26 protein-coding genes are annotated in these 25,322 nt (G+C 36.4%); 12 read left to right on the forward strand and 14 right to left on the reverse strand.

Annotation, left to right across the window (positions count from 1 at the left end):
• Window positions 1–18: 18 nt before the first annotated feature.
• From LC457_RS06830 to LC457_RS06845, 4 genes are all read left to right on the forward strand, one after another.
• Window positions 19–1,368 carry a DUF4876 domain-containing protein gene (locus LC457_RS06830; protein ID WP_223599175.1) on the forward strand — a complete coding sequence of 450 codons (1,350 nt, stop codon included), beginning with the start codon at window positions 19–21 and terminating at the stop codon, window positions 1,366–1,368.
• Window positions 1,358–2,950, forward strand: a complete 1,593-nt coding sequence (locus tag LC457_RS06835) for a DUF6850 family outer membrane beta-barrel protein (protein WP_223599176.1) — start codon at window positions 1,358–1,360, stop codon at window positions 2,948–2,950. Before LC457_RS06830 ends, LC457_RS06835 begins: the two co-directional genes overlap by 11 nt.
• A 7-nt stretch (window positions 2,951–2,957) precedes the next feature.
• The gene (locus LC457_RS06840) at window positions 2,958–4,100 is read left to right on the forward strand and encodes a cytochrome-c peroxidase (protein WP_223599177.1); all 1,143 of its coding nucleotides are present in this window, start codon (window positions 2,958–2,960) and stop codon (window positions 4,098–4,100) included.
• 362 nt (window positions 4,101–4,462) lie between these two features.
• Window positions 4,463–5,572 (forward strand): heparan-alpha-glucosaminide N-acetyltransferase domain-containing protein, encoded by a 1,110-nt coding sequence (locus LC457_RS06845; protein WP_223599178.1) that lies wholly within the window; start codon window positions 4,463–4,465, stop codon window positions 5,570–5,572.
• A gap of 59 nt (window positions 5,573–5,631) precedes the next feature.
• On the opposite strand, the gene LC457_RS06850 is transcribed toward LC457_RS06845, so the two are convergent.
• From LC457_RS06850 to LC457_RS06860, 3 genes are all read right to left on the reverse strand, one after another.
• Window positions 5,632–5,985: a cupin domain-containing protein gene (locus tag LC457_RS06850; protein WP_142717602.1), complete on the reverse strand. Its 354-nt coding sequence runs from the start codon at window positions 5,983–5,985 to the stop codon at window positions 5,632–5,634.
• Window positions 5,986–6,003: 18 nt separating this feature from the next.
• The gene (locus tag LC457_RS06855) at window positions 6,004–6,423 is read right to left on the reverse strand and encodes a DoxX family membrane protein (RefSeq protein ID WP_223599179.1); all 420 of its coding nucleotides are present in this window, start codon (window positions 6,421–6,423) and stop codon (window positions 6,004–6,006) included.
• Window positions 6,424–6,596: 173 nt separating this feature from the next.
• Window positions 6,597–7,388, reverse strand: a complete 792-nt coding sequence (locus LC457_RS06860; RefSeq protein WP_223599180.1) for an AraC family transcriptional regulator — start codon at window positions 7,386–7,388, stop codon at window positions 6,597–6,599.
• 164 nt (window positions 7,389–7,552) lie between these two features.
• Here LC457_RS06860 and LC457_RS06865 point away from each other — a divergent pair, with 164 nt between their 5' ends.
• Window positions 7,553–8,065, forward strand: coding sequence for a thioredoxin family protein (locus LC457_RS06865; protein WP_223599181.1), 513 nt, complete (start codon window positions 7,553–7,555; stop codon window positions 8,063–8,065).
• 78 nt (window positions 8,066–8,143) lie between these two features.
• On the opposite strand, the gene LC457_RS06870 is transcribed toward LC457_RS06865, so the two are convergent.
• The 5 genes from LC457_RS06870 to LC457_RS06885 all read right to left on the reverse strand — a co-directional run bounded on the left by LC457_RS06870 (window position 8,144) and on the right by LC457_RS06885 (window position 10,070).
• Complete coding sequence (locus LC457_RS06870) at window positions 8,144–8,743, reverse strand: hypothetical protein (RefSeq protein ID WP_223599182.1); 600 nt, start codon at window positions 8,741–8,743, stop codon at window positions 8,144–8,146.
• A 134-nt stretch (window positions 8,744–8,877) separates the two neighbouring features.
• Window positions 8,878–9,273, reverse strand: coding sequence for a hypothetical protein (locus tag LC457_RS06875; protein ID WP_047420913.1), 396 nt, complete (start codon window positions 9,271–9,273; stop codon window positions 8,878–8,880).
• A 50-nt stretch (window positions 9,274–9,323) separates the two neighbouring features.
• Window positions 9,324–9,455 carry a hypothetical protein gene (locus LC457_RS23355; protein WP_262712104.1) on the reverse strand — a complete coding sequence of 44 codons (132 nt, stop codon included), beginning with the start codon at window positions 9,453–9,455 and terminating at the stop codon, window positions 9,324–9,326.
• Between the two features lie 82 nt (window positions 9,456–9,537).
• The gene (locus LC457_RS06880) at window positions 9,538–9,894 is read right to left on the reverse strand and encodes a hypothetical protein (RefSeq protein WP_223599183.1); all 357 of its coding nucleotides are present in this window, start codon (window positions 9,892–9,894) and stop codon (window positions 9,538–9,540) included.
• A gap of 11 nt (window positions 9,895–9,905) precedes the next feature.
• Complete coding sequence (locus tag LC457_RS06885; RefSeq protein WP_223599184.1) at window positions 9,906–10,070, reverse strand: hypothetical protein; 165 nt, start codon at window positions 10,068–10,070, stop codon at window positions 9,906–9,908.
• Between the two features lie 357 nt (window positions 10,071–10,427).
• On the opposite strand from LC457_RS06885, the gene LC457_RS06890 reads away from it, so the two are divergent.
• The 5 genes from LC457_RS06890 to LC457_RS06910 all read left to right on the forward strand — a co-directional run bounded on the left by LC457_RS06890 (window position 10,428) and on the right by LC457_RS06910 (window position 14,713).
• A complete protein-coding gene (locus LC457_RS06890; RefSeq protein WP_047420915.1) occupies window positions 10,428–11,441 on the forward strand; it encodes a nucleoid-associated protein in 1,014 nt (337 codons plus the stop codon).
• A 62-nt stretch (window positions 11,442–11,503) separates the two neighbouring features.
• The gene (locus LC457_RS06895) at window positions 11,504–12,466 is read left to right on the forward strand and encodes a hypothetical protein (RefSeq protein ID WP_223599185.1); all 963 of its coding nucleotides are present in this window, start codon (window positions 11,504–11,506) and stop codon (window positions 12,464–12,466) included.
• 260 nt (window positions 12,467–12,726) lie between these two features.
• Window positions 12,727–12,930, forward strand: coding sequence for a hypothetical protein (locus LC457_RS06900; RefSeq protein WP_213280359.1), 204 nt, complete (start codon window positions 12,727–12,729; stop codon window positions 12,928–12,930).
• A gap of 71 nt (window positions 12,931–13,001) precedes the next feature.
• Window positions 13,002–13,856, forward strand: coding sequence for a GLPGLI family protein (locus LC457_RS06905; protein WP_223599186.1), 855 nt, complete (start codon window positions 13,002–13,004; stop codon window positions 13,854–13,856).
• Between the two features lie 83 nt (window positions 13,857–13,939).
• The gene (locus LC457_RS06910; RefSeq protein ID WP_223599187.1) at window positions 13,940–14,713 is read left to right on the forward strand and encodes a cyclase family protein; all 774 of its coding nucleotides are present in this window, start codon (window positions 13,940–13,942) and stop codon (window positions 14,711–14,713) included.
• Between the two features lie 86 nt (window positions 14,714–14,799).
• Here LC457_RS06910 and LC457_RS06915 read toward each other — a convergent pair whose 3' ends face one another.
• From LC457_RS06915 to LC457_RS06940, 6 genes are all read right to left on the reverse strand, one after another.
• A complete protein-coding gene (locus LC457_RS06915; RefSeq protein WP_223599188.1) occupies window positions 14,800–15,552 on the reverse strand; it encodes a succinate dehydrogenase/fumarate reductase iron-sulfur subunit in 753 nt (250 codons plus the stop codon).
• Between the two features lie 13 nt (window positions 15,553–15,565).
• Window positions 15,566–17,482, reverse strand: a complete 1,917-nt coding sequence (locus LC457_RS06920) for a fumarate reductase/succinate dehydrogenase flavoprotein subunit (RefSeq protein ID WP_223599189.1) — start codon at window positions 17,480–17,482, stop codon at window positions 15,566–15,568.
• 11 nt (window positions 17,483–17,493) lie between these two features.
• Window positions 17,494–18,150, reverse strand: a complete 657-nt coding sequence (locus tag LC457_RS06925) for a succinate dehydrogenase cytochrome b subunit (protein WP_223599190.1) — start codon at window positions 18,148–18,150, stop codon at window positions 17,494–17,496.
• Between the two features lie 17 nt (window positions 18,151–18,167).
• On the reverse strand, window positions 18,168–19,598 hold the full coding sequence (locus LC457_RS06930) for an anion permease (protein ID WP_213280353.1): 1,431 nt from the start codon (window positions 19,596–19,598) through the stop codon (window positions 18,168–18,170).
• Between the two features lie 20 nt (window positions 19,599–19,618).
• The gene (locus LC457_RS06935) at window positions 19,619–20,785 is read right to left on the reverse strand and encodes a porin (RefSeq protein ID WP_223599191.1); all 1,167 of its coding nucleotides are present in this window, start codon (window positions 20,783–20,785) and stop codon (window positions 19,619–19,621) included.
• Window positions 20,786–21,011: 226 nt separating this feature from the next.
• The gene (locus tag LC457_RS06940) at window positions 21,012–22,061 is read right to left on the reverse strand and encodes a linear amide C-N hydrolase (RefSeq protein ID WP_223599192.1); all 1,050 of its coding nucleotides are present in this window, start codon (window positions 22,059–22,061) and stop codon (window positions 21,012–21,014) included.
• A gap of 380 nt (window positions 22,062–22,441) precedes the next feature.
• Here LC457_RS06940 and LC457_RS06945 point away from each other — a divergent pair, with 380 nt between their 5' ends.
• Both LC457_RS06945 and LC457_RS06950 read left to right on the forward strand, forming a co-directional pair.
• A complete protein-coding gene (locus LC457_RS06945; protein WP_223599193.1) occupies window positions 22,442–24,640 on the forward strand; it encodes an ATP-binding protein in 2,199 nt (732 codons plus the stop codon).
• Between the two features lie 20 nt (window positions 24,641–24,660).
• Window positions 24,661–25,212, forward strand: a complete 552-nt coding sequence (locus LC457_RS06950) for a biliverdin-producing heme oxygenase (protein WP_223599194.1) — start codon at window positions 24,661–24,663, stop codon at window positions 25,210–25,212.
• The last annotated feature ends 110 nt before the right edge of the window (window positions 25,213–25,322 follow it).

Here is a 25,322-nt window from a genome sequence, read left to right on the forward strand (position 1 = left end):
ATACTAAAAATAAAAATAATGAAACGATTAATACTATTGTTAATAGTTCCCGTTCTTATTCTTGTTGGATGCAACAGAGATGATGACTTTGGAGGAAATAACGAGATTAAGCCTGTTCCGTTTACTATAAATATTAAATACGATGCTTCCAAATATCCTTCTGTGGCAGATAAAGGAGTAGCGAATGTAACCGTTATTCTGAAAAATACAGCAACAGAAGATCAGATTGTTGGAAAAACAGATGCCAACGGAGAACTGAAATTAGATGCCGTTCTGCCGGGAAGCTACAGTGTTCAGGCTGAGCTTCAACTAAAGCAGAGTGAATATGAACAGCAGCTAGGGGAGGAAACAAGTTATGAAATTGTTCACTTCGGAGGTTTTGATGAAAAAGTAACCATCAATGCCAATACTTCTTCGAAATTGGTCAGAATTACCAGTGGAAACCTTGGTGATCTTGTGATTAAACAATATTATTATGCAGGTTCTGATAATAAATTAGGTGCCAATTTCAGAGATCAGTTTATTGAGATCCACAACAATTCAGATCAGACTATTTATGCTGACGGCTTATATCTGGTATTTCTGGAAGGAAATGTGAACAGTAACGTGACGACCTATACTTTATCCAACGGACAGTATGACTGGAGTAAAACTGCCGGAGGAGGTGCATCAGCCAATACAGATTATGTATACTCTAATATACTTATCAAAATACCTGGAAGCGGTAGTCAATATCCTATTTTACCAGGGAAAAGTATTATTGTAGCTCAAACAGCCATTAATCATAAAATGCCTTTCGATGATATTAACGGTACAGGAATAGCGATACAGGAACCTGACAGAACTGTTGACCTGAGCCATGCTGACTTCGAAACGTATATGGGAGATTATAATATAAGTATTGGTAAGAAGCCTTTTGCATGGGATATTCAGAATATTATGGTGCCGGATATGCAGGTTGCTTATTGGAGTATTGCCTCTAATGACTTAATCCTGAATGTGAATTCTATGCTGGGATTGGGAATTCTGAGAGCAACAGATGCAGAAGTGGCAAGCTGGCAAAAAGTAGCAGCTCCTAAAGCGCCTACCGGAACCCTGTTTTTGCAAATTCCTAAAAACTATATCATAGACGGAATAGATATTACGGATAAAGAGCAGAAAGTACCTAAAGATTTCCCTGCAGATATAGATGCTTCAAGAACTTTTATTGTCAACTCACAGGGGCAGGCTGAAGGGACTTTTAGCGGATTTTCTGTCATCCGTAAAACGAAGGAAATTATAAGTGGACGCGTGGTATTGCAGGATACAAATAATTCTGCCAATGATTTTGTAACGATTAAAGCAAACCCTAGAGGATATGCGCAATAATAAAAATAAGACAATTAAAGTTTTTCAATATGGTATGTTGGGATTAGCTGCATTAGGCAGTCAGTTTTTCCATGCTCAGAATAGTCATTTAGATAGTATTAACATCAGTTCTGTAGAAAAAGATATTAGAATAAATGATCCCTATATTTCATTTTTCCAGCCTTTGGATTTTTCTCGGACAACTTTTCAGTATTCTTTTGTAAAACAAAATTTTAAAAGAGTGCAGACTGCAGGAGAAACAGGCAATTTTACGTTTCAGTCTGAAGGAGTTTATAAACTGAATAACAAAATTGCCTTATCTGGAAGACTTAAAGCAGACAAAACTACCGAAGAAGACGTTCCCTATATTCTGAGTGATGAAAGAGCTACCAATTCTTCTTTTATTTACAATCCTTCATATTATTGGGTTCCACGTTCGGCAAGATGGCAGAAACAAAACTATTTTATCAATGGACAGTTTGCCTATAATCCTTTAAAACCTGTAATCCTGCAGTTGGGAGGAGAAGGAAGTTATTCCAAATCTTACCGTCAGAATGCAGATCCAAGACCGAAAGTAGATGATTACAAATATAAAGCTTTTGCAAAATTGGGTCTGAAATGGAAGCAGCATGCCATTTTCGGAAAACTGAGCTATGTACATCATTACAAGGGAAATGACATCATGTTTGTCAATATGAAAGGAAATGTACCTGCAAATGACAGCATTTATATCCGTTATAATGAAGGATATGGTAATCAGTATATCGGGAATACCGAGTATAAAACTTCCGAATATAAATTAGGAGGTTATATCTGGGGTGGTGAATATGCTTTTAATAATGAGAATACCCATTTTTCTGCCGGATACGATTATAAAAATCTGATTGAACGTTTTTACAGAGTTTTTGAATATCAGGACGGCAGCTTTAACTGGCATAAAGACTATACAAAATATTCCGGGCTCAAAACGGATCTTCACAGTTTCTACCTGAATTTTTTAGGAAATTATAATGGTAAAAAATGGGCTTCCATGATGACCTATCAGGATCAGCTGGATACCAATTACAACTATCCTTTGGAGTACAGATCCTACCGTCTCGAGCAGAAGAATCTTTTCTGGCAGAATAGTGTGGTTTGGTTTAATCATAAAAATGAGGCATTTAAAATTCTTTTTGATGCAGCCTATGGAAAGAATCACGTGAAAGATGCTTCTGTGGTAATGGACAGGAAACTTTCCTTTTTCAATTACTGTCTGGGAGCGGAAAAAGAATTTGCTTTAAAACCTTCCCATAAATTAGCTGTCGGTCTTTCACAAAACCTGTATATTCCATTGGAAAAAGAATTCAATTATCAGCCTTACCAAAGCACAAAAGAGAATATCTTTGCAACCAAGATCGCTCAGCCGGACTTTGCTTATGATGCAACCCCTAAAATAGGTCTTAACTTTAACGCAAGTTATATTTTTGACCAAAATAAAATCAGGTATGAGCTGTTTGGAAGTTTTTCTCAAACCTGGCTGATGAACAGTACATATATAAATCAAGTGGACTACAATGGCAGAGCTAATCATGTTGCCCTGGTAGGATTGAATGTTTATTATTAAAAAATAAATGAAAGACAGATATCTCGCTTTTCTGGCCATTGCCGGAATAGTATGTTTATTAAGTTATACTTCAAATGACTCTACGGGATATACCGTAGAAGAGCTTCGTACCTTATACAGCAGCGGAGATCAGAACAAATGGCCGGCTGCTCATTTATTTGATGAAGCGAAAGAAGGTTTTCAGGATATAGGACCCTTGTCTAAAATGAAATTTCCTGAAGATAATCCCTATTCCGAAGATAAAATGGAACTGGGAAAAATGTTGTTCTTTGATCCGAGACTTTCTAAAAGCGGACAAATTTCCTGCGCCAACTGCCATAATCCTGAAATTGGCTGGTCAGACGGAAGCAGAGTTTCCTTTGGGCACGACAGGCAGACGGGAACCAGAAATGCACCTACTTTGGTGAATATCGGATATGCTAAAACATTTTTCTGGGACGGCCGCTCAGCGACTTTGGAGGAACAGGTGAAAGCCCCTATCGAAAATCCGGTAGAAATGAATCTGCATATGTCAATGGCGACAAAGAATATCAGGAAGATTAAAGGTTATAAAACTTTCTTTGTAAAAGCTTTCGGGAATGGGGAAGTGACCGAAGAGAAAATTGCAAAAGCTGTTGCTACATTTGAGCGCTCTCTGATAAGTCCGTCATCAAAGTTTGACAAATTCGTTACCGGAAAAAAAGATGCTTTAACGGATTCTGAAATCAACGGACTTCATTTATTCCGAACTAAAGCTAACTGTATCAATTGCCACAACACCCCTTATTTTTCTGACCAGAAATTCCACAATTTGGGACTGACATATTACGGAAAGAAATATGAAGATCTGGGAAGATATATCGTTACCAAAAAGAACGAAGATGTAGGAAAGTTCAAAACACCTACGCTGAGAGAAGTTTCTGAGAATAAACCTTACATGCATAACGGACTTTTCCCTGAACTGGCAAACATTGTTATGATGTACAACGCCGGAATGGGAAGGGAAACTCCAAAAGGAGATCAGATCAATGATCCAAAGTTTCCCCACAAATCAGGAATGATTGAAAAACTGAATTTAACAGATGACGAAGTTTTTGACATTGTAGCATTTTTAAAAACCCTAAATAGTTACAAATACAAAATGCGTCCACCGGAATTACCTAAGTCATAATCATTATAATAAAACTCTTCCAGTTCTGGAAGAGTTTTTTATTTCAAAAAGATAGTAATCGCTGTATTCAATCATAAAACAATTTTCATAACCGGATATTTCGTTGATAGTAATACTTGTTTTGTCAATTTAATATCTGGTTTTGTGTGTTGTATTTGGGGTAGAAAGTTTGCTTAAAAAGCTCTTTAATTCCATAATAAATATTTAGTTATTAATAATTTATGAAAATTTATTTATGAATTATGAGATGTGATTTTAATTTGTATATTTGATTTTATTTAGAATAAATAAAAATATTGTTTAAAGAAATAATTAATGAATACAATTTTATCCATCTAATCCACAATTTCACTAAAAAAACTATGGAACAACAAAACAAAAGAATCCTCACGCTGGATTTAATAAAAGGTATAAGTGTCATCGGAATGATTATCATACATACCTTGTTGGTGTATGCCAATGTAAAATCACAATATGAAACAGCAATTGGCAGTTTTATTGTTTTTCTCGGAAGAGGAACTTCCATTTTCCTGATCTGCATGGGAATTACCTTTATGACTTCCAGCCATCAAAGTCTTAAGAGTGCTTTGAAACGTGGTGTTTTACTGGTCTTTGCAGGCTTGTTTATGAATTTTATGAAGTTTATGATCCCTGTGATTTTTAATTTTGCTCCGGATAATTTTATTCAGAAATATGGATGGCATGCTCCTATAGAGCAGCAATATGTATATCTGGTACAGCTGGGTGATATTTTACAGCTGGCAGGAATGTCTTTGCTGTTTGTCGGGTTTATCAGAGAATATGTTAAAAATAAATACATCATTCTGGTGATAGGTCTGTTCGTTGCATTGATATCCAGAGAAGTTAGTGGAATTAACCTGGACTATCCTGTGATCAATTATATTCTGGATCTTCTTTTTAATACTGACTATCCGGCTTACGTGTATTTTCCTGTTTTTCCATGGATGGCTTTTATCATCATCGGAATGTTTTTCGGAAAATGGTTCCAGGAGCTGAACTACAACAGCAAACAATTATTCAGAAATATGCTGTATGTGGGATTGGTTTTCGTTGCAGTTGGTGCGCCATTGGTTTTTCTGTATGGCGAATACAATTACAACGGTTTCTATCATATGGGACCCGGAGGAGTTGTTTATTTTGCAGGCTGGACGCTGATCTTCCTGTGGATTATCTATACTCTCACGGTAAACAGCAAGGAAAATAAGGCAATTAAAGTTTTAAAATATTGCAGCAGAAACCTGACTTCAATGTATATGATCCAATGGATACTGATCTCGTGGGGAAAAGGTATTTTTGGGTACAGACAGCATAGTATTGGTTATGTAATGGTGCTTGTTGTACTGTATATTATTCTCACATTTTCAGTCCAGACTTTGGTAGATATTGTGAGAAAGAAAAAAACATTAATTGTTTTCAGACCAATGTCAGCGGACAAAACAGTTTTGAAATAATTCCAATCCTTTTTTAATCATAAAAACCACAGTAAGTTTACTGTGGTTTTGTTTTGGAATTAAAGAATCTCCACTTCTTCAGGAATTACAAAAAGAATCGTGCAACCTTGTTCAGACTTTACTGAATGTTTAAAATTGGGTGGAGTATACAGATAATCTCCTTTTTCAAGTTGGGCTCCTGCAATAGTAGCATCACCTTCCATAATAAAAAGTTCCTCTCCGGCAGGATGATTGTGATAAGGATAGCTGGCTCCCGGTTCAAATTTTAAAAGAATGCTGGTAGAACGGTTTTTCTCCGGATCGAATTTTAAAGATTTTACAAAGATACCTTCATAATGAATCCCTTTTTCAATTAAAGGCTGCCATTCTTTTTGTTCTGTTTTTACGATGTAATCGTGGATGTTGGTGTTCATGATATATAAATTTAATTGTTATTGTTGTAAAAATTGGTCTAAACTCCATTGATAACGGGAGAAAGTACTCAGGAGAAATGCTCCGGCGCAGAATACGAAAACAGAATAATCTAAAGGCTCTTTAATGCCAAAAGAAATACTCATCGCAACCGCAAAAAATAAAGTAAGAATAGAGGCGCACCGTGCAGTTCCTTTTACCAGATAACCTACAAGAAGCAGAATACCGATTGATAATTCAGCAGCTGTAGACAATAAGGCTATTATGGAAGCCCATGACTGTGGTAAAAATGAATTCGTTTCAGCGGTATATTCCACAAACTTTTTCCAGCCTGAAGATTGCGCTCCCCAAAGATTCAGCCTGCTTGCTACGGCTGATAAAAATCCGAATGCCAGAGCTATCCTCAATAAAAAAACGGCGGTGTCCTGTTGCGTTTTCATACTTATAATTTTTAGGTCTTAATTACAGTACAAAGTTCAGGGAAAACCGTTGTCTAAAGAATAGACAATTCCGGGAAAAGCATATAATATTTAATGCAGGAAGAGGAGGGAAGAGAGGAGTTGGAAGCGGGAAGTGATGATAAGGCTGTATATTTTTTGTTGCCTGGCTTCTTTTAGATTTCCTTTACTGCCTTTTGATAATCTTTAGGAGAACGTGAAGTATGCTTTTTAAAGAAATTTGAAAAGTAGAAAGGATCATTGAAGCCCAGCTGATAAGCAATTTCCTTTACCGATAGTTTTTCATACAGTAAAAGTCTTTTCGCTTCAGAAATAATAAGGCTGTAGATAACATTCTGAGCAGTTTTGCTTGTGTGGAGTTTTGAAACTTCATTCAGTTTGGCTTCAGTAGTTCCAAGGAGATCAGCAAAATGAGAGACCTGATAATTGTTTTTGAAATTCTTTCTGACACTTTCAAGGAATTTTAAGAATAAAGCATCCGGTTTCCAGATTTCATCACCGTTGGCAATTTTACTGCGGTTGATTTCTACCAACAGCAATTCTACCAAAGAATGTGTAGAAATCAGATATTGGTAAGGCTGTTCCAGAATTTCTTTTTCAATGGTGTTCAATGTTCCTGAGAAAAATGAAGGATTATGAATCGTGATTATCTCATTCATTCCGAAATGACAAAAAAGCCCGTTGTGAAAAATAAGTTCAATATCACTGTCACTTTTAGAAAAGAAGTCCAGAGTAAATTCCAATGCAGTAAGTTCTCCTTGAACTGTTTTTAACTGATGAAACTGCCCTGAAGTAATCGTTACGACCTGATTGGGTTTCAGGATAAAAATATTTTCGTCAATCAAAATTTCAGCACTTCCATGATGACACCAAAATAGCGTGTATCTGATGACGCGTCTTGGCTCAGGATGTCCTGACTGATTAGAATATTTTTTTATTTCAATCATTTTTAAACCTATTTAAGATGAGAAAATTCCATTTGTATACTATATCAGAAAACAAATTTATCATTGACTAAATTACAAAATGTTTAACTAAATTGATGAATTCCAAAGTTATATTGTCAAAGAAAAATCCCTAAATTCGTGTAGATTAAAACAAAAAATTCAGAATGAAATACTCTAAAATTATTATCGTTGTTACCCTGTTTTTATTTCAGTTAGGTACAGCACAGGAAAAAGCAGATGTAGTTTTAAATACAGCCTTTAAAGAAGCTAAAGCAGGGAAGAAAAATGTTTTACTGATATTCCATGCTTCATGGTGCAAATGGTGCAAAATGATGGAAAAAAATATGGATCTTCCTGAAGCCAAACCTATTTTTGATAAAAGATTTGTCACTGCTTATGTGGATGTTCAGGAAAGGGGCGAAAAGAAAAGTCTTGAAAACCCTGGCGGACAGGAATTGATGAATAAATATAAAGGTGAAAATGCCGGACTTCCTTTCTGGCTGATTCTAAATCCAAAAGGAGAAGTACTGGCAGATTCTTTTGATGCTAAAGGAGAAAACCTGGGATCACCGGCCACAACGGAAGAAGTAACTGCTTTTATTGCCAAGTTAGGGAAGGCCTCAAAACTGAATAATGAAGAATCGCAGACAATAGAGAAGGTATTTGTAAAGAAATAAAAACTCTTCTATTTATCATAAAAAACAAGTCCCCGGAAATATAAGCTCCGGGGATGTATTTTGAATCATTACCAGTGACTATAATTCTTGGTAAGAATATTCAATATTAGTCCATAAAACCTGATCCCCTGATTTTATCATTTCAGAAGGAGTTGTGAAAATATTTCCAAAAATATTTTCGTATTGGGTTGTCCCAAAATGTGCACTTTTAGTAATCAATAGTGCATCATGATCGTTTCTGGGTACTTTTTTAATGTATCTGTAAGTTCTTTTTAAAGTAAACGAAGAGTTACCTTTCTTGAAATCACCAATGTAAGCTGGCTTATTGTTATTCTCTTTGATCAGTACAGAATCATTTACGATTGTAAAACTATAAGTAAAATCTGTAGATGAGGTTTCTGAAATCAATCTGATCGTCTTGTTTTTAAGATCAAGGTTTATTTTTTTCCAGGAAGGTTCCTGGTAGAGGTTCCAGTATTGGCTTAGGTAGGTTTCATCAGGATTAGATTTACTTCCGAATGATCCGGTATAAAGAGTGGTTCCTTTTACCGCATAGCTTTTGAATTCAAACTGATACATTTCTTTATCAATCGGCTTCGGATCATCAATGGTGTTGTCATTATTTCCACATGAGATCAGCGAGAGGCATATCATTGCTGCATAAAAAGGGTACTTCATTGTTATTATTTTTGCAAAAATAGGGGTTTTACACGTATGGGGTGAAATAGATGAAGGTGTGATTTGTCAGTAACAGAAAGAAAAAGCAAAAAGACGAATTCATTTATTTGCCTTTTTGCTCTTTGTTTTACCTATTATTTTCCAAAATATATCATATCCTGCTTCTGCTGTTCATTATAAATGATCTGAAAGCTTACAGGCATATATTGATAAAGGAGTTTCCAGTGTTGAATCTTTGCGTGTTTCTTGAAACTTTCAAAAGATCTTACAAACAGGTTTTCAATCATGGTTCTTACATAAGAATCCCCATTTTTATAGATCGAGTCCATCAGTTTAAGATGATGGGCAATAATACTGATTTTAGATTCCTGTAAAAGCTTCTTCAGATAATTCACGGTAGCCTGCATGATTCCAGCGAAATTGTCCTGAACAGACAACTGTGTGATTTCATTGCGAAGTGGTGGATAGAAAAATTTTAAGTATTCAACAGCTATTTTTTGATTAATAGTTTGCATTTGTACTTTCATCATAATTAAGATTTTTCAAACACTTTGTATTGCAGCGAAATGTATACCAAAATTTAAAGGCAGGCCGCAAAAATAAATACACTTACTATGACAGCGATGTGAGTGAGCAATATCTCTGTATTGTGTCTGTTAGTCGTAGTTTTCCAGGTTTTCCAGTCTGAAATTCTTCTTATTTTATTTTTCATAATCTATTGATTGTGAGTTATTTTTAATTTTGTTTAATTTAAACACTTTGTAATGAAACGGATAAAAAATGTAATAAAACCTTTATATACCGTGACTGTAAATTTGTCTTGAATATACCTTCTGAAGGTTGGTAGAAATGTGACTAAAAATCACTTTTCTGTATTCTTCACTGCAGAAAGCGGTACAATTGTCCAGAGAATAGATAAAAGTAGTCTCAATAGCATTTTTTAATACGTTATCTCCGTCAGTGTAAATTTTGTCCATTTTCTGTAAACTTCTGAACAACAAATTTCTGTCATTCTGACGGATCATGTTTTTTATACGCTCCGTGAAGGTCCGGATGATGCTGTATGAATTTTGAATTTTAATTTCTTTCACTTCTTGTTCAAAATCAGGAACCACATCTGTGATTTCCTTTACGGCTTGTAGATAATTCATAATATTATATTTTAATGGTGATTCTGTTCCAGCATTTTGATAATGGCTCCAAAGATGAAAATGGTTAAAAAAGCAAAAAAGAGCAGATGATAGGGCTTCAGCCACTTTGGCGTTTCAGGTCCTCTGCTTTTTAATCTTCTCAGCTTGTCGAGTCTGTTTAATGTCTTTAAGTCCATTTTTCTATGTTTTCAAATCATGATGCCAATGGTATTCCGTTGAAAATAAATTTCATTTAAAGTGTTGATAAATAATATTTTGTGATTTTTAAGCTTGATTTTTGAAACAAAAAAGCATGTCAAAATGATAAGGAGTTTATCAATTTGGAAAAATGAAAGGCAAAAATTTTCTTGCCAGCACAATTACAACGGAATGGCTGAAAATTCCCCTCTCTTGGAGGGGTGGCGAAAATTCAAAGAATTTTTGACGGGGTGGTATAAACCTACTTCAATAAAATCTATATCATCTTATGACATTTTTTAAGTTTCGCAGAAAGAATAAGAATGAATATCTTTGCAGTCCAAATATTCAGAAAAATGTTTTCAAAAATAATAGTACACAGAGTAGGAAATAAGATCAATGGAGATTCCCTGACACTTTCTCAGGAGGAATTGAAACTGGAAGAAGGAATGGCAGAAATGCTTGAAGATTACTTTTTAGGATCTTTTAAATCAGAAGAAACTTTTCATTTTTACAGTGACACTTATCTGGTGAATAATCCGGTTTACAGTGCGGTATCAGAAATTTTTGATGACAAAGCCAAGTTCATCTGGGAATCTGAAAACATTGCAAAACACCTTTTTGAAGCAGCTGAAAACCCAAGAGTTCAGAGTGGAGAACTTTTTATCGTACTTTTTGAAGATGAAAGTGATCGTCCTGATAAAGTGGACAAAATCGGGATCTTCAAAACAGAAAAGAGAGAATCTTTCCTGAAAATCACTCCTTCAGAAGAAACATTTGACATTGAAAAAGATCAGGGAATCGGGCTGTCTAAAATTGATAAAGCTGCTTTGATCTACAACAACAATAAGGAAACCGGATATGTACTTTCTGTAGTTGATAACAACAAAAATGGGGATATGTACTACTGGTTTGAAGATTTCCTTAAAGTGAAACAGCGTGATGATGAATATTTTCACACACAGGAAGCTTTGATGGTGTATAAAGATTATATCACAAAACAGCTTCCTCAGGAATTTGAAGTTTCCAAAGCAGATCAGGCAGATTTCCTTAATAAATCAATTAATTTCTTTAAAGAAAAAGAAGAGTTTAAACTTGATGAATTTGCTAATGAGGTATTGGGAGACGAACATGTGATTGAAAGTTTCGTGAACTTTAAAACAGATTACGAACAGGATATGCAGGTGAATATTGCTGAAGAATTCCCGATCAGTGAAGCTGCGGTAAAAAAGACTCAGAGACACTTTAAAAGTATTATCAAACTTGATAAAAATTTCCACATTTACATCCACGGAGACCGACAGAAAATCGAAACGGGTGAAGATGATAAAGGAAAATATTACAGACTTTATTTTGAAAAAGAGGTGTAAAAAAGATGTCTCCCATTCCATAATAATATCATAACTTTATTGCTGATTACAAAATAGCAGCTATGAAATTTATGATCATTTTCTGGGGGATTTTTCTCTTTTTTTTCTGCGTTCCTTTTCCGATTTTCATTTATATGATGAGTGAGGAACTTGCAACAGAACCGAGAAATTCATTAGCTGTGAGCTATGGGTATCTCGGTTTTTCTTTGCTTATATGGCTATATGTTATTGCCTTCTTTATCAATATCCTTTTTATAAAAACCTTTAAAGAGAAGAATACGATTCAATCCATACTACGTAACGGAATTCCCAGAGAAGCGAAAATCATCAACTATAAACTCCTGAAGTATATTCCGAAAACCAATATGAATATCATTCAGATTGTTCTTTCATTTCCTAATCTCAGAGATACCTTGATTGAGCATGAAATGATGTTTCACGATTCTAAACCCCATGAAAAAAGATTTGAGGTCGGAAATAAGGTTAAAGTACTGCTTAATCCCAAAGTTTCACAGGAACCTTACTTTATTTTAAGTGATCAGAAAGTGAGTTTCAATACCTCTGGAATCGTTTTAAGAATTGTATTTGCGGTATTGATGATTGCTTACATAGCCGGACTTTACTATTATTTCTATGTGCGGGAATCTTTTGATTTTGGCTGGAGATTCCTGACCTTCATGCACCCGATTATTTTCAGTGGCGTAATGACCCTTATTTATATATTGGTTTTTCAGTTGCTGATCAGCAAGCTTTTTAAAAATAAAAAAGAAGAACAAATCCTTTTCTTAGGAAGAAATGCTGAAGCCAATATTATCAGTGTAAGCCAGACAGGACTTCTTGTAAATGACCAGCCACAAATTATGTTTCAGGTTAGTTTTAAAGACTTCAGAGGAACTGAACATATTGCGGTCTACAAGAAAATTGTCAGCCTTTTGAATCTCTCTTCTGTCCCTAAATACGGAACCATTGAAATTATGTATGATGAGAATGATCCGAAGAAGATTATGATCCCTAAAGGGTTTTAGGGCAAAATGAAGGACGTAAAAGCGGAGAAGGATAATAATGTATCGAATTAATTTAACATAAATAAAAATAACAAAAAGCATTTTTTAATTAATGCTTTTTTATTTTAAGTAATATGATAAAACCAATTCAATTTTATACGAAAAATTTTTAAGTAAAAAACATGTTTTTATCAGAAAATCAACGAGTTAACATAATAAAAAATATCTTATAGATATGAGTTAGTTGTATATATTTGAGACCTGATTAAAAAACATATTTTATGAAAAAAATGAAAAAAATGACTCGCGAAGACCTTAAAATGGTAAGTGGTGGCCAAGTTTGGTATACTGAAACTTCTTGTGGGGTACAAGCTACAACGACTCAAGATTGGACAGCAGAGCAAGCAAATGCTTGGGCTGCAGCTCTTGAAACAAATTATTGTAAGCCAGCTACTCACTATGGACCGAGTAAAAACCTAGCCTGATTAATGTAAATTGATGCACTTATAGTGAAATTAACACTATAAGTGTAACTTTATAATGAAAAACATCCCTTATGCATTACCATAAAAAATTACTACAATTATTCATTTTATTTTATGGTGTTTTATTATATGCACAATCATATAAACAGGATACTTTGCGTGGTGAATTTACTTATCTGTTAAAAGCTAAATTCGATACACGAACTGATAATAAACATGAAGAATTATTTTCATTACAAATAGGTGATAATCGTGCATTTTTTGCGAGTGCTACATCGCTGAAAGGGGATTCAGTAATGGCGACTTCAGGAACATCGACAAAGAATGCTGATGGAAGTATAACTCTTGGCTGGAAAAAAGGAGTAGTGATTCCCAAAACAAATTTATCTTTTACGATAATTCAATCAAATGAAAATATACAATATTTTAGATTAGTTGGAATGTCTCTACTAACTTACAAAGAACTTGTAATAAAGAACTGGAAACTTATTAATGAGTCTAAAGTGATCAACACAATTAATTGTAAAAAAGCAGAAGTTACCTTTAAAGGAAGAAATTGGATTGCCTGGTATTCTCCTGAAATTCCTTTGCCTTATGGTCCTTATAAATTTAGCGGATTACCCGGTTTAATTATAAAAATAACAGATGATAAGGGAGATTTTGATTTTGAATTGGTAAAATCTTTATCTGCATCTAAATTAAAAGGGAAATTAATTACCATTAGGAAAAGCCGATATAATGAAGCAATTGAAACAACACAACAAAAATTAAAACAAGCACTAAGAAATGCTGATGCCAATGCTACTGCTGTACTTGCAAGTTATGGAACAACTATTATACAAGGTCAGGAAATCATAAGACAAAGACAAAAAGAAAGGGAAGAAAACAAAAAATACGAAAATCCACTAGAATTAGAAAAAGATTAGTCATTACTAATCTTTTTTCATTTGCTAATATCTATTCATCTTTTTTGCCTTATTTGCTATCTTTGTTTCCTTAGCTGAATCATATGAAAACAACAATTGTCGATCTGACAAAACCCATCCAATATAATGCTGGTGACCCTTGGTTTATGAGGGTGAAAATCAAACATAAAGCACACCGGAAATCACATTGGCTGATTCGGTTGGCACTAAGACTTCCAGCGAGGCTTTTTCCTAAAAACTGGACGGGCTGGGCAGATGACACGATCAAAAATATGGGACTTCATGCTACCACTCATATTGATGCTCCATGGCATTATGGTCCTGTTGTAGAAGGAAAACCTGCAAAAACAATTGATCAGATTCCTTTGGATTGGTGTTATGGAGATGGAATTGTGATTGATTGCACTCATAAAGAAGACTTTGTTGCTATCACTGTAGATGATCTGAAAAAAGATCTGGATAAAAACAGAATTACTATAGAGGAAGGAAATATTGTTTTGATCAGAACAGATCGTGACAAGATGATGGGAACCTCAGATTTTGTAGAAAAAGGAACGGGAATGAGCAAAGAAGCTACAGAATGGCTGATTGATCAAGGTGTGAAAGTAATGGGAATTGACCAATGGGGTTGGGATCTTCCACTAAAATATATGGCTCAGAAGGCCAAGGAACTCAATGATCCCGAATTCTTCTGGGAAGGTCATCGTGTAGGCATCGAAAAAGAATACTTACACATTGAACAGCTTACCAATCTCAGTGCATTACCTCCATCCGGATTTAAAATCTGTGTATTTCCGTTAAAGATTGTAGGCGGTTCCGCAGCTCCGGCAAGGGTAGTGGCCATGATGAACGAATAGAAGTAAATTAAAAAAAGAAAGAGCAAACCTGCATGGCAGATTTACCCTTTCAAACATTATCATTTTTAGCGTTCTTCTTTATTGATCTATGCTTTTTTCCTGAAAAATAGAGCTCTGCTGTACTCAAAATTCATTCTGGCGATATTGAGTACGGAAATTCCTTGCGGGCATTCCACTTCACAGGCTTCCGTATTGGAGCAGTGCCCGAATAATTCTGTATCCATCTGAGCCACCATGTCCAGTACTCTTTTGCTTCGTTCTTCTTTCCCTTGAGGTAGAAGGACCATATGAGTGATTTTTGCTGAGGTAAATAATGCAGCGCTGCCGTTTTTACATGTAGCAACACAAGCTCCGCATCCGATACACGCTGCAGAATCAAAAGCTTCTTCAGCCGTGTGATGGGTGACCGGAATAGCCATAGCATCTGGTGCCTGACCTGTATTTACAGAAACAAAACCTCCTGAAGATATAATTCTGTCAAAAGCAGAACGGTCTACTTTTAAATCTTTCTTCACCGGAAAAGCCTCAGCACGGAAAGGTTCTATCAGAATGGTTTCCCCATCTTTAAAAGACCGTAAATGAAGCTGGCAGGTGGTTGTATTTTTCAGAGGACCATGGGCAATACCATTAATCATCATTCCGCATTGTCCGCAAATCCCCTCACGGCAGTCGTGATCAAATTCTACAGGCTCGTCACCTTCAATGATCAGTTTCTCGTTCAAAGTATCCAGCATTTCTAAGAAAGACATATGAGAATTTAATCCTTTCAGGTCGTAGCCTACCAGTTTCCCTTCACTTTTTCTGTCTTTCTGTCTCCATATCTTAAGATGTAAATCCATAATTTTTTGCTTTTTATTTGTAACTTCTTACCGTTGGCTGAATTTCTTCGAAGGTTAATGGCTCTTTTATCAGCTCCGGTTCTCCATTTTCATCAGCCCATGCCCATGCCGAAATAAACTGATATTCAGCATCATTTCTCATTGCTTCTCCGTCCGGAGTCTGGAATTCTTCCCGGAAATGTGCACCACAGGATTCATTACGGGTTAAGGCATCGTAGCACATTAATTCTCCTATTTCAAAATAATCGGCTACACGGCCCGCTTTTTCCAGTTCGGTATTCATTTGATCTCCCTGACCGGAAACTCTTACATCTTTGTAAAATTCCTCCTTCAGTTTTCTGATTTCCTGAATGGCATATTTCAGACCTTCTTCATTTCTGGCCAGCCCACAATAATCGTACAGGAGTTTTCCCAGTGTTTTGTGGAAATAATCAACGGTTTTGGTTCCTTTGATATTGATAAAATCAGTAATCTGGTCTTTAACAGCTTTTTCAGCCTGTTCAAATTCCGGCGTATCAGGAGAAATTTTCCCGGTGTGAATTTCATCTGCCAGATAATTGGCAATGGTATAAGGTGCAATGAAATAACCGTCTACAGAGGCTTGAAGAAGAGAGTTAGCTCCCAATCTGTTCGCTCCATGGTCAGCAAAATTAGCTTCACCTAAAGCAAACAATCCCGGAACGGTAGTCATTAACTCATAATCTACCCAAAGACCACCCATTGAAAAATGGGCAGATGGAGAGATCATCATGGGTTCTTTATAGGCATCGTATCCCGTTATTTTAAGATACATATCAAATAAATTTCCATATTTCTCTTTGATCTTATCCTTTCCCTGTTCCTGAATTGCTTTTGAAAAATCAAGATACACCGCATTTTTCAAAGGCCCGATTCCGAAACCGGCATCAATTCTTTCCTTTGCTGCACGGGAAGAAATATCTCTCGGAGCAAGATTCCCGAAAGCCGGATATCTTCTTTCAAGGTAATAATCTCTTTCATTTTCCGGAATATCATTCGGAGGTCTGTTTTCATCTTCTTTTAACGGAACCCAGATTCGTCCGTCATTACGTAGTGATTCAGACATTAATGTCAGTTTAGACTGATAATCTCCGGATTGAGGAAGAGAAGTAGGGTGTACCTGAATCCAGCTTGGAGAAGCCATTAAAGCTCCTTTTTTATGAGCCCTCCAGATTGCAGAACCATTACATCCCATAGCCAGGGTAGACAGATAATAGATTTTTCCGTAACCTCCCGTTGCCAATACTACAGCATGGGCTGCATGTCTTTCAATGTCTCCTGTGTCTAAATTCCTTACAATAATTCCTCTTGCTTTGCCGCCAACGGTGACCAGATCAAGCATTTCATGTCTTGAAAACAATTGTACAGAACCTTTTCCAACCTGTCTCATTAATGCCTGATAAGCTCCAAGAAGAAGCTGTTGTCCCGTTTGCCCTCTGGCATAGAATGTACGGCTCACTTGAACCCCTCCGAATGAACGGTTGTTCAGGTATCCCCCATATTCACGTCCAAATGGGACACCTTGCGCTACAGCCTGGTCGATGAGGTTTAAAGAACATTCTGCCATACGGTAAACGTTAGCTTCACGGGCTCTGAAATCTCCTCCTTTCAAAGTGTCTACAAACATTCTGTATACACTGTCACCATCGTTTTTATAATTTTTTGCAGCATTTACACCTCCCTGGGCTGCCACAGAGTGCGCTCTTCTCGGGCTGTCCTGGAAACAGAATGATTTGACATTATATCCCATTTCTCCCAAAGAAGCTGCAATAGAACTTCCCGCAAGTCCGGTTCCTACAACAATCACATCCAGTTTTTTACGGTTGGCAGGATTAACGAGTCTTGCTTTCTTTTTATAGTTTTCCCATTTATATTCTAATGGGCCTTGTGGTATTTTTGAATCTAAAATCATGACCGTTCTGTTTAATGATAAGTAAAGAATACATACACCGGCATCAATGCAAAACCTACACAAATGATGATTGAATAGGCGATTCCTATCGTTTTGAACCATTGCACAAACTTAGGATGATAGAGTCCCAGAGTTCTTACAGCACTGTATATTCCATGGATAAGGTGATAGCATAAGGCAATCATTGATAAAACATAAATGATAACATACCACCATTCTTTAAAGACATTCACTACTAAAATGTACAGGTCTTTATTTCCGTTCTCATCCAAAGGCGGATTTCCGAATTTGTAGATATACCAGAAGTTCTGGAAATGGATTACCAGAAAGATCAGTATTAATGTTCCGAGGATTCCCATATTTCGGGAAGCCCATGTACTGGCTCTTCCACGTCTGTCCGACTGATAACCGCCACCTGAATTTCTATTTTTTAAAGTAATAATCAGACCGTCTACAGCATGCAAAATGATACTGGCATACAAAACGTAAGAAACTATTTTGATAATAATATTTCCGGATAAAAAATGCGAATAGGCATTAAATTGCAGGTGCGCCTGTTCTTGTGGCAGAAAAAGCTGAAGATTTCCAAGGAAATGAATCAACAGGAAGAATCCCAGAAAGAGTCCTGTAAGGCACATCAGCATTTTTCTTGACAATGTTGATAACATATTTTTGATTTAAAAAATTAATAATATCCTAAGACTTTCATCCACAATCCTCCTACAACCATATAGATAATTAATAGAACGATTCCTATCTCAAGACCTCTGAGCCACCATGCTTTCAGGTCTACATATCCGCTTCCGAAGAATACCGGAGCCGGACCGTGCCCGTAATGGGTAAGTACGCCATAAATAGAACCCATGAAACCCAGCATCATCGCCAACAGCATAGGAGGAATTCCCAAAGAAACACCTACGCCTAGTAATGCTGCATACATGGCCGCTACGTGAGCAGTAGCACTGGCAAAAATATAGTGACTGAAGAAATAGACAACAATAATCACCGGGAAGGCAACCTGCCAGCTCAAACCTCCAATTTGTACTTTGATAAGATTACTGAACCAGCCAATGAAGCCTAATTCATTTAAAGAACTTGCCATCATTACCAATACGGCGAACCAAACGATAGTATCCCATGCTCCTTTTTCTCCTTTTACATCTTCCCAGGTTAATACTGAGGTTAACAACAATAAGGTTAATCCAATGAAAGCAGTAGTTGTAGCGTCAATAGAAAGCGCTCCGCCAAATATCCAAAGGGCTAACAGAATAAAGAATGCCAAGAGCATCAACCATTCGTTTCTGGAAATAGGTCCCATTTCTTTTAATTTCTGAGCGGCCATTTTCGGAGCATCTCCTGTTTTTTTCAATTCAGGCGGATATAATTTGTATAATACCAAAGGAACGACAAAGAATGCTACTGCACCGGGAATGAAACCCGCTGCAGCCCATGACATCCAGGTAATATCAATACCAAGGTTGGCTGCAAATTTCTGACACATCGGGTTACTGGCTGTCCCGGTAAGGAACATTGAAGAAGCGATGAGGTTCATGTAGTAGCTGTTCAAGGTTAAGAATGACCCTAGTTTTCTATGAGTTTCCGGTTTTTCAGGAACGGAATCAAAGCTTATCGCCATAGATTTCATGATAGGATAGATAATCCCACCACCTCTTGCTGTATTACTTGGAATAGCAGGAGCAAGACAAACATCGGCAAGTCCTAATCCGTAAGCCAATCCTAATGAGCTTTTACCAAAAACTCTGATGAATAGAAAGGCAATACGGTTTCCGAGTCCTGTTTTGATAAATCCTCTGGCGATAAAGAATGAAATCCCGATCAGCCAGATTACTTTGTCTCCAAACCCAGAAAGCGCTTTTGTAATAGATTTTCCTGCATCTCCCGGAGCAACTACCTGCGTAAGGGCTGTAAAACCAATGGCCATCATACACATGGTACCCATGGGAGCGGCTTTAAGGATGATTCCTAAAATGGTTGCTGCAAAGATGGCAAACAAATGCCAGGCATTCTCGGCAACACCTTCCGGAGCAGGAATGAACCATATGATCAACGCAACAACAAATGTTATCGCTACGTTTCTGATATTTATTTCTTTCATGATACTAACTATTTAATGGGTTAAAATCTACTCTGAACCTGGACAATGAATAGATTATTGTTGTATTGTGAGGTGTTTTCCACCTGAAATTTATAGCGGTCGAACTGAACCCCAAGCTGAATCCTTGCACCATAATTTTTCAGGAATTCCAGTCCGAACATTGGAGTGATCGTTTGTCGTGGATTGGACGCCATTCGGAAATTCGTGTCAAGATATTCATATCGACATGATAGTTCAAAGGCACTGAGATTTTTATGGTTGATTTCATATCTTAAATTCGGAAGGAAATAAGCTCCGCGGATCAGATATTGGTCTGGGTTTTCAGGGCGTAATTCAGGTGCAATAGAATTGTACAGAACATGGTTGGTTGCCTGTTTAGCTTCCAGCTGCATATCAAGACTCCATTTTGGATCAAATTGAATCAGTGAGCTCAGATCTATCCCCAAAGCATATACTTTTTTGCTGAAAACTTCTCCGGTACCTCCATTCAGACCTACATTGAAGTGATATTTTTTTGATAATCCGAAAACAAGACGGGTAGAATACTGCTTTCCATTATCATTATCGTTGATCTGGTTTTTCCCATTTCCGTTGACTACCGAAACAGCATATTGGAAGGGGATTTCTCCCAGCTGAAGCTGTCCTGTGGCAGACATCCCGATCTGAAAACTCGTCCAGCCCAGTTTTCCGAATTCTGTATACTGATTAGACCAGTCTAAAGATTTAATAATATCAATAGGGTAAGTTTCTTCAATACCGAACCAAGGTCTGAATTGTCCTACTGTAATGGCTAATTTAGGATTGAAAGTATACTTCAGATAAGCATTTTCAAGAACTCTGCTTTTGGGATCATTTTTAAAATCTGCAAGATTGGCCAAGACAACAACTTCTGTGCGTTTACTGATCTGTGCCCGAACCTGAACTCTCATGTATTTAAGCATGAAATTATTATCGGTTCCGGAACCATCCGTATGGTGAAGTCCGTTGACATCAACATCCTTGGACATTCCAACCAGATAACGTGCCTGAAAAAGGCCTTTGATCTGCAGCTGCGGATATTTTACATTGTCTTCTTCCTGTGGAGGAGAGGTGGTCTTCAGAGAGTCCTGATTTTGTGCATAAGCTGATAACCCGCAGGCCAGCATGCACAGGATCAGGCTTTTCTTTTTAATCGAAAAAAAGGCCATATCTATTTTTGTTTTTTTATATTGTAAACTTTACTTTACCACAAGTATCTTTATATGCGCTTGAATGAAAGAAAAGTGTTTTTAACCACCTCTTCAAATCTCTGATTTGACACCCATCCAGGAGAGAGAAATAGTCAAATATTCAATCATAGTTCGTTGATACTTAGTTTTTTTATCTGTAGGGGCAGATTTTTTACTTAAGCATAAGTGGTTTGTGGTGAAATATCTATTTTAATCCTAAGAATGCGAACGGTGCAGATTCTTTAAAATTTGCATTGGATTTACCGTTGTAAGTGTTATTATTACTCAAATCCAGTTTCATCACTTTTCCCTTAGCGCTTAGGTCGAAATCTTTAAGATCTACCCAAAAAGTATTCGGTGTGAAAACCGTTTCAAAATAATATACCAGATTTTTCTGATCAGAAACAGAGCGCCATCTTGTGGATGAAATATTAGGTTCCGTTGCTGAAGTGATTCCGTAAGGCACTGAACAGTTTCTGATGACACTGAAAACACTCGCTATAGCTGTACGGGTATCAGCAGTCTGCGGTATTGCATTCACATAGTAAGAAGCTCTTACAAAGCGGTCTGCAGCACGGTTGGTCCCCGGAAGCATTACCGTTCCCGGAATTCCTTTCCAGTAATTGTTAAGAGCTAACTGTTCTTCAAAAACAGGAGAGTTGGTCATTACCGTATAAGATGGATCATGATGAATAACCAGTTTACCGTCAATATACTCAAATACAGCATTGTCTCCTGAGGCATCGGAAATGGAAAGATGAATTGTCGTAAATCTTTCTGTTCCCGGAATATAATCACTTACAATAACGAATGGCTCTTTTCGTGAAAACTCTACGGATTCTTTTACGGTGGCGAAATTATCGAGATAATATTGTGCCCATAATGATATGGCAAGTCCCTTTTTACTTCCTTTTCCATCAAACTTTGGATACTGGGATTCTCCTAGCCAAAGAAGGTTGGCAACCAGTCCTTTTTCGTTCATTCCGTCTGCTGATGCAATATCCCATGAAGAGCTGATAAGGCTTCCGTATTTGGAAGACCATTTTACAGATTTAGAGCCTACAAGTCCGTTGCGGTCTATTCCTTTTGGGAAAACCCACAGGTTGGCCGGAATTTCATCACGCCAGTCCATAGAACGGGCTGTAATAACGGTATTCTGAGGACCTTTGTAAACTACTCTTGTACATGCTTCTGATGGATTCCATAATCCTATAGAGAGGACCAGAGAAAATAAAATTAATGGGAACTTTTTCATAATAGTATTATTTGAATTTAAATTTTATATTGAATTTATTGTGAATAATTCAATGAATTTTTGTCATATTCATTATTTGGTGATATAAATTTAGATAAATTTGTTTAAATAAAATAATTATTAAGGTTAATAATGTGTAATTTATGTTATGAATCATGGTTAAAGCTTGATAATTGGATTATTGTTTATTTTTTTGTATATTTTAAAGATATGACACTAAAAGAGGATGAAAATGGAGAATGTTTTAATGTGTTTTTCGACCTTTTCTTTACTTGATTTTTCCCATGAATGCCTGATAGCCTGAAGTTTAAAATAAGGTACCACAAAATAGAAAGCTGTTCGAAAAAAGGCTATATTTGATAGTTAGACTGAAAAGATATATGAATTTTATAGAATGCCATGAAGAGCCTATCCATATTCCGGGTTCTATACAAAGTTTTGGTTATTTGATTGGCATTGATGCAGAGTCCCGTGCCATTACTTTTTTTAGCAGGAATATTTCGGATATATTTAAGATCGGGGGTTCTCAGGAACTATTCGGAAGAAAGCTTACTGACTTTCCTGAAAGTTTTCAAAGCATTATTGATTCAGAAATCTATATTTCGCTGGAAAAGTTTACCAGAAGGAAGAATGAAACTTATTTCGATAAGATTTTTATTGGAGATACTGAGTTCCATTTTTCTGTTTTCAGAAGTGAACTCTATATTTTCATGGAGTTTGAAGAGGTTATCGTTAATCCCAATAAACGGATTTCGAATAAGTATGATAATTTTTATATCATCGATAATGAAAAGGAGCTCTGGAATCATCTTCTGGAAACCCTGTCGAAGGTTGTGAACTACGACCGTATGATGGTATACAAATTCATGATGGATGGTTCAGGAAAAGTTATCGCTGAAAAGAAAAATGAGAATATGGAAAGTTTTCTCGGGCTTCATTATCCAGAATCTGATATTCCCAAGCAGGCACGCGACCTTTATCTGAAAAAAAGGAAAAGAATTTTCAGTAATGTATATGCGGATACAGTTCCTATTTTAAGCAGAAGTCCTGAAAATATTGACCTTACTTTCTCTGCATCCAGAGCAATGTCGCCTGTTCACGGGCAATATCTTAAAAATTCAGGAGCTGCTTCAAGCTTCAGTGTTTCGATTATTATTGATGATCATCTTTGGGGATTGGTAACCTGCCAGAATGTAGAACCTAAACATATTGATCTTGAGGACAGGGTGCAGGCAGGAATTTTCACAGCTCTGGCTGCTAATGCTTATTCCTCTTTTAAATCCAAAAGCGAACTGAACTACCGTTTGGAGCTGAATGAAAAGGTTTCTCAGCTTAAAACGGAGTTTCTAAAACATAACAACCTATTCGATTCTCTTATTGAATGTAAGACGGAAATCAGAAATTTGCCTGAAGCAGACGGGCTTGCTATTGTTTCAGATGAGAATATTATAACAGACGGTAAAACTCCCAATCCGGAAAGTATAAGCCGAATTGTTCAATGGGCACTGGAGAATACCAATGAAAGAATCTATGTGAGCCGTAACTTTCTTAAAGAACATGGTGATCAGTTGGATCTGTCTGAAAATGCTGCAGGAATCGTTATTTATTTTATTGAAAGGGATAAAAATGAAATGTTGATCTGGTTCCGTAAAGAGTTTGATGAACACATCAACTGGGCCGGGAATCCGGAGAAAAAAATAGAGGTCTTTTCTCAGAACGGAGAGGAAAAACAGATGATATCGCCTAGAACTTCCTTCCGTATTTTTACAGAAAATATCAAAGGGAATTCTAAAAGATGGAACTCCAGAAATGTAAGTGCAGTACAGGCCGTAAGGGATTTGATTTTAGAAACCTCTCACAAAAATTATAATGCGATCAAAAGGCTTAATGATGAACTGAAAAAAGTAAATGATGAACTTGACAGTTTTTCTTATACCATTTCGCATGACCTGGGAACGCCTCTTACGGTAATGAAACTGAATGCACAAATGCTTTTGGGAAATCTTGCTGATGATTCCGTGAAAAGCAAAACCAAGATCAATACAATTATTGAGGAAATAGATAATATGGCTGAAATGATGCATGATGTACTGCAGCTCAGTCGTGCCAAACATAGTGAAATACAGCTTGAAAGCCTGAAAACGGCTAATACCATTGAGAAAATATCTCAAAATGCCAAGATGACCTATGGTAGTCCGAACAGTGAAATTATCATTAAGGAATGCCCGGATGTACTGGCTGATAAAACAATGCTTCATCAGGTTTTCCTGAATATTATCAATAATGCTGTGAAATATTCTTCCCATAAAGATCTTCCGAAAGTGGAAATTGAAGGAACGGAAGATGGACAGACTATTATTTACAGGGTTTCGGACAATGGTATTGGTATTCCTGAAGAGGAAAAGCATAAGATGTTTAAAATCTTCAACAGAATGGATAATGCCAAGAAATTTAAAGGAAACGGAGTAGGGCTGTCTATTGTACACCGTATTATGAAAAGGATAGGAGGAAGTGTGGATTATGAAAGCAGCAGTGAGGGAACTTCCTTTATTTTAACGTTCAAAAAGCCTTATATTTGAGAAACTTTTAAAACGTTATTATGGTATCAGAATATCTTAAACAGAATACGGCAGAGTATCACGATGCAGCAGAGAAACTTTTTAATTCTGAAAAGATTTTTAATAAAACTTTCACTTTGGAGGATTATAAAAAAATCATTCATACCAATTATCTGATGCTTCTTCACAGTGAAGACAAAATCTTCAGCAGCCTTTCTGATAAGTATGCAGAAAAACTTCAGCTTGAAGGAAGAAAAAAACTTTCCCTTATTGAAAAGGACCTGAAAAGTCTTTCCTTGGAAAATCAATCCGCTTCCCACAATCTTGAATTTAACAATGAACATGAAGCGCTTGGAGCGATGTATGTGATTGAAGGTTCTACGCTTGGAGGAAATGTTATCGCGAAACAGCTTTCTAAAACGGAAGGTTTTGATGAGGTTACTTTCAACTTTTTCGGATGTTATCAGGAAAATACAGGGCCTATGTGGAAAAATTTCAAGGAGGTTCTGGATACGGAAGTCGCTGAAGAAAATTACCATGAAGTGCTTTCTGGGGCGAAAAAGCTATACACGTTTTTACTGAACGTCAACTAATTTATTTTAATTCTAATTAAATTCCTGAAAAATTGCGCATTTTTTCAGGAATTGTTAAATTTGGGGAGTTTCAAATTTAAACTTAACTAACAAAAAATAATTTTAAAAAG

The organism is Chryseobacterium sp. GVT01B (genome assembly GCF_019970045.1).
GTDB lineage: Bacteria > Bacteroidota > Bacteroidia > Flavobacteriales > Weeksellaceae > Chryseobacterium.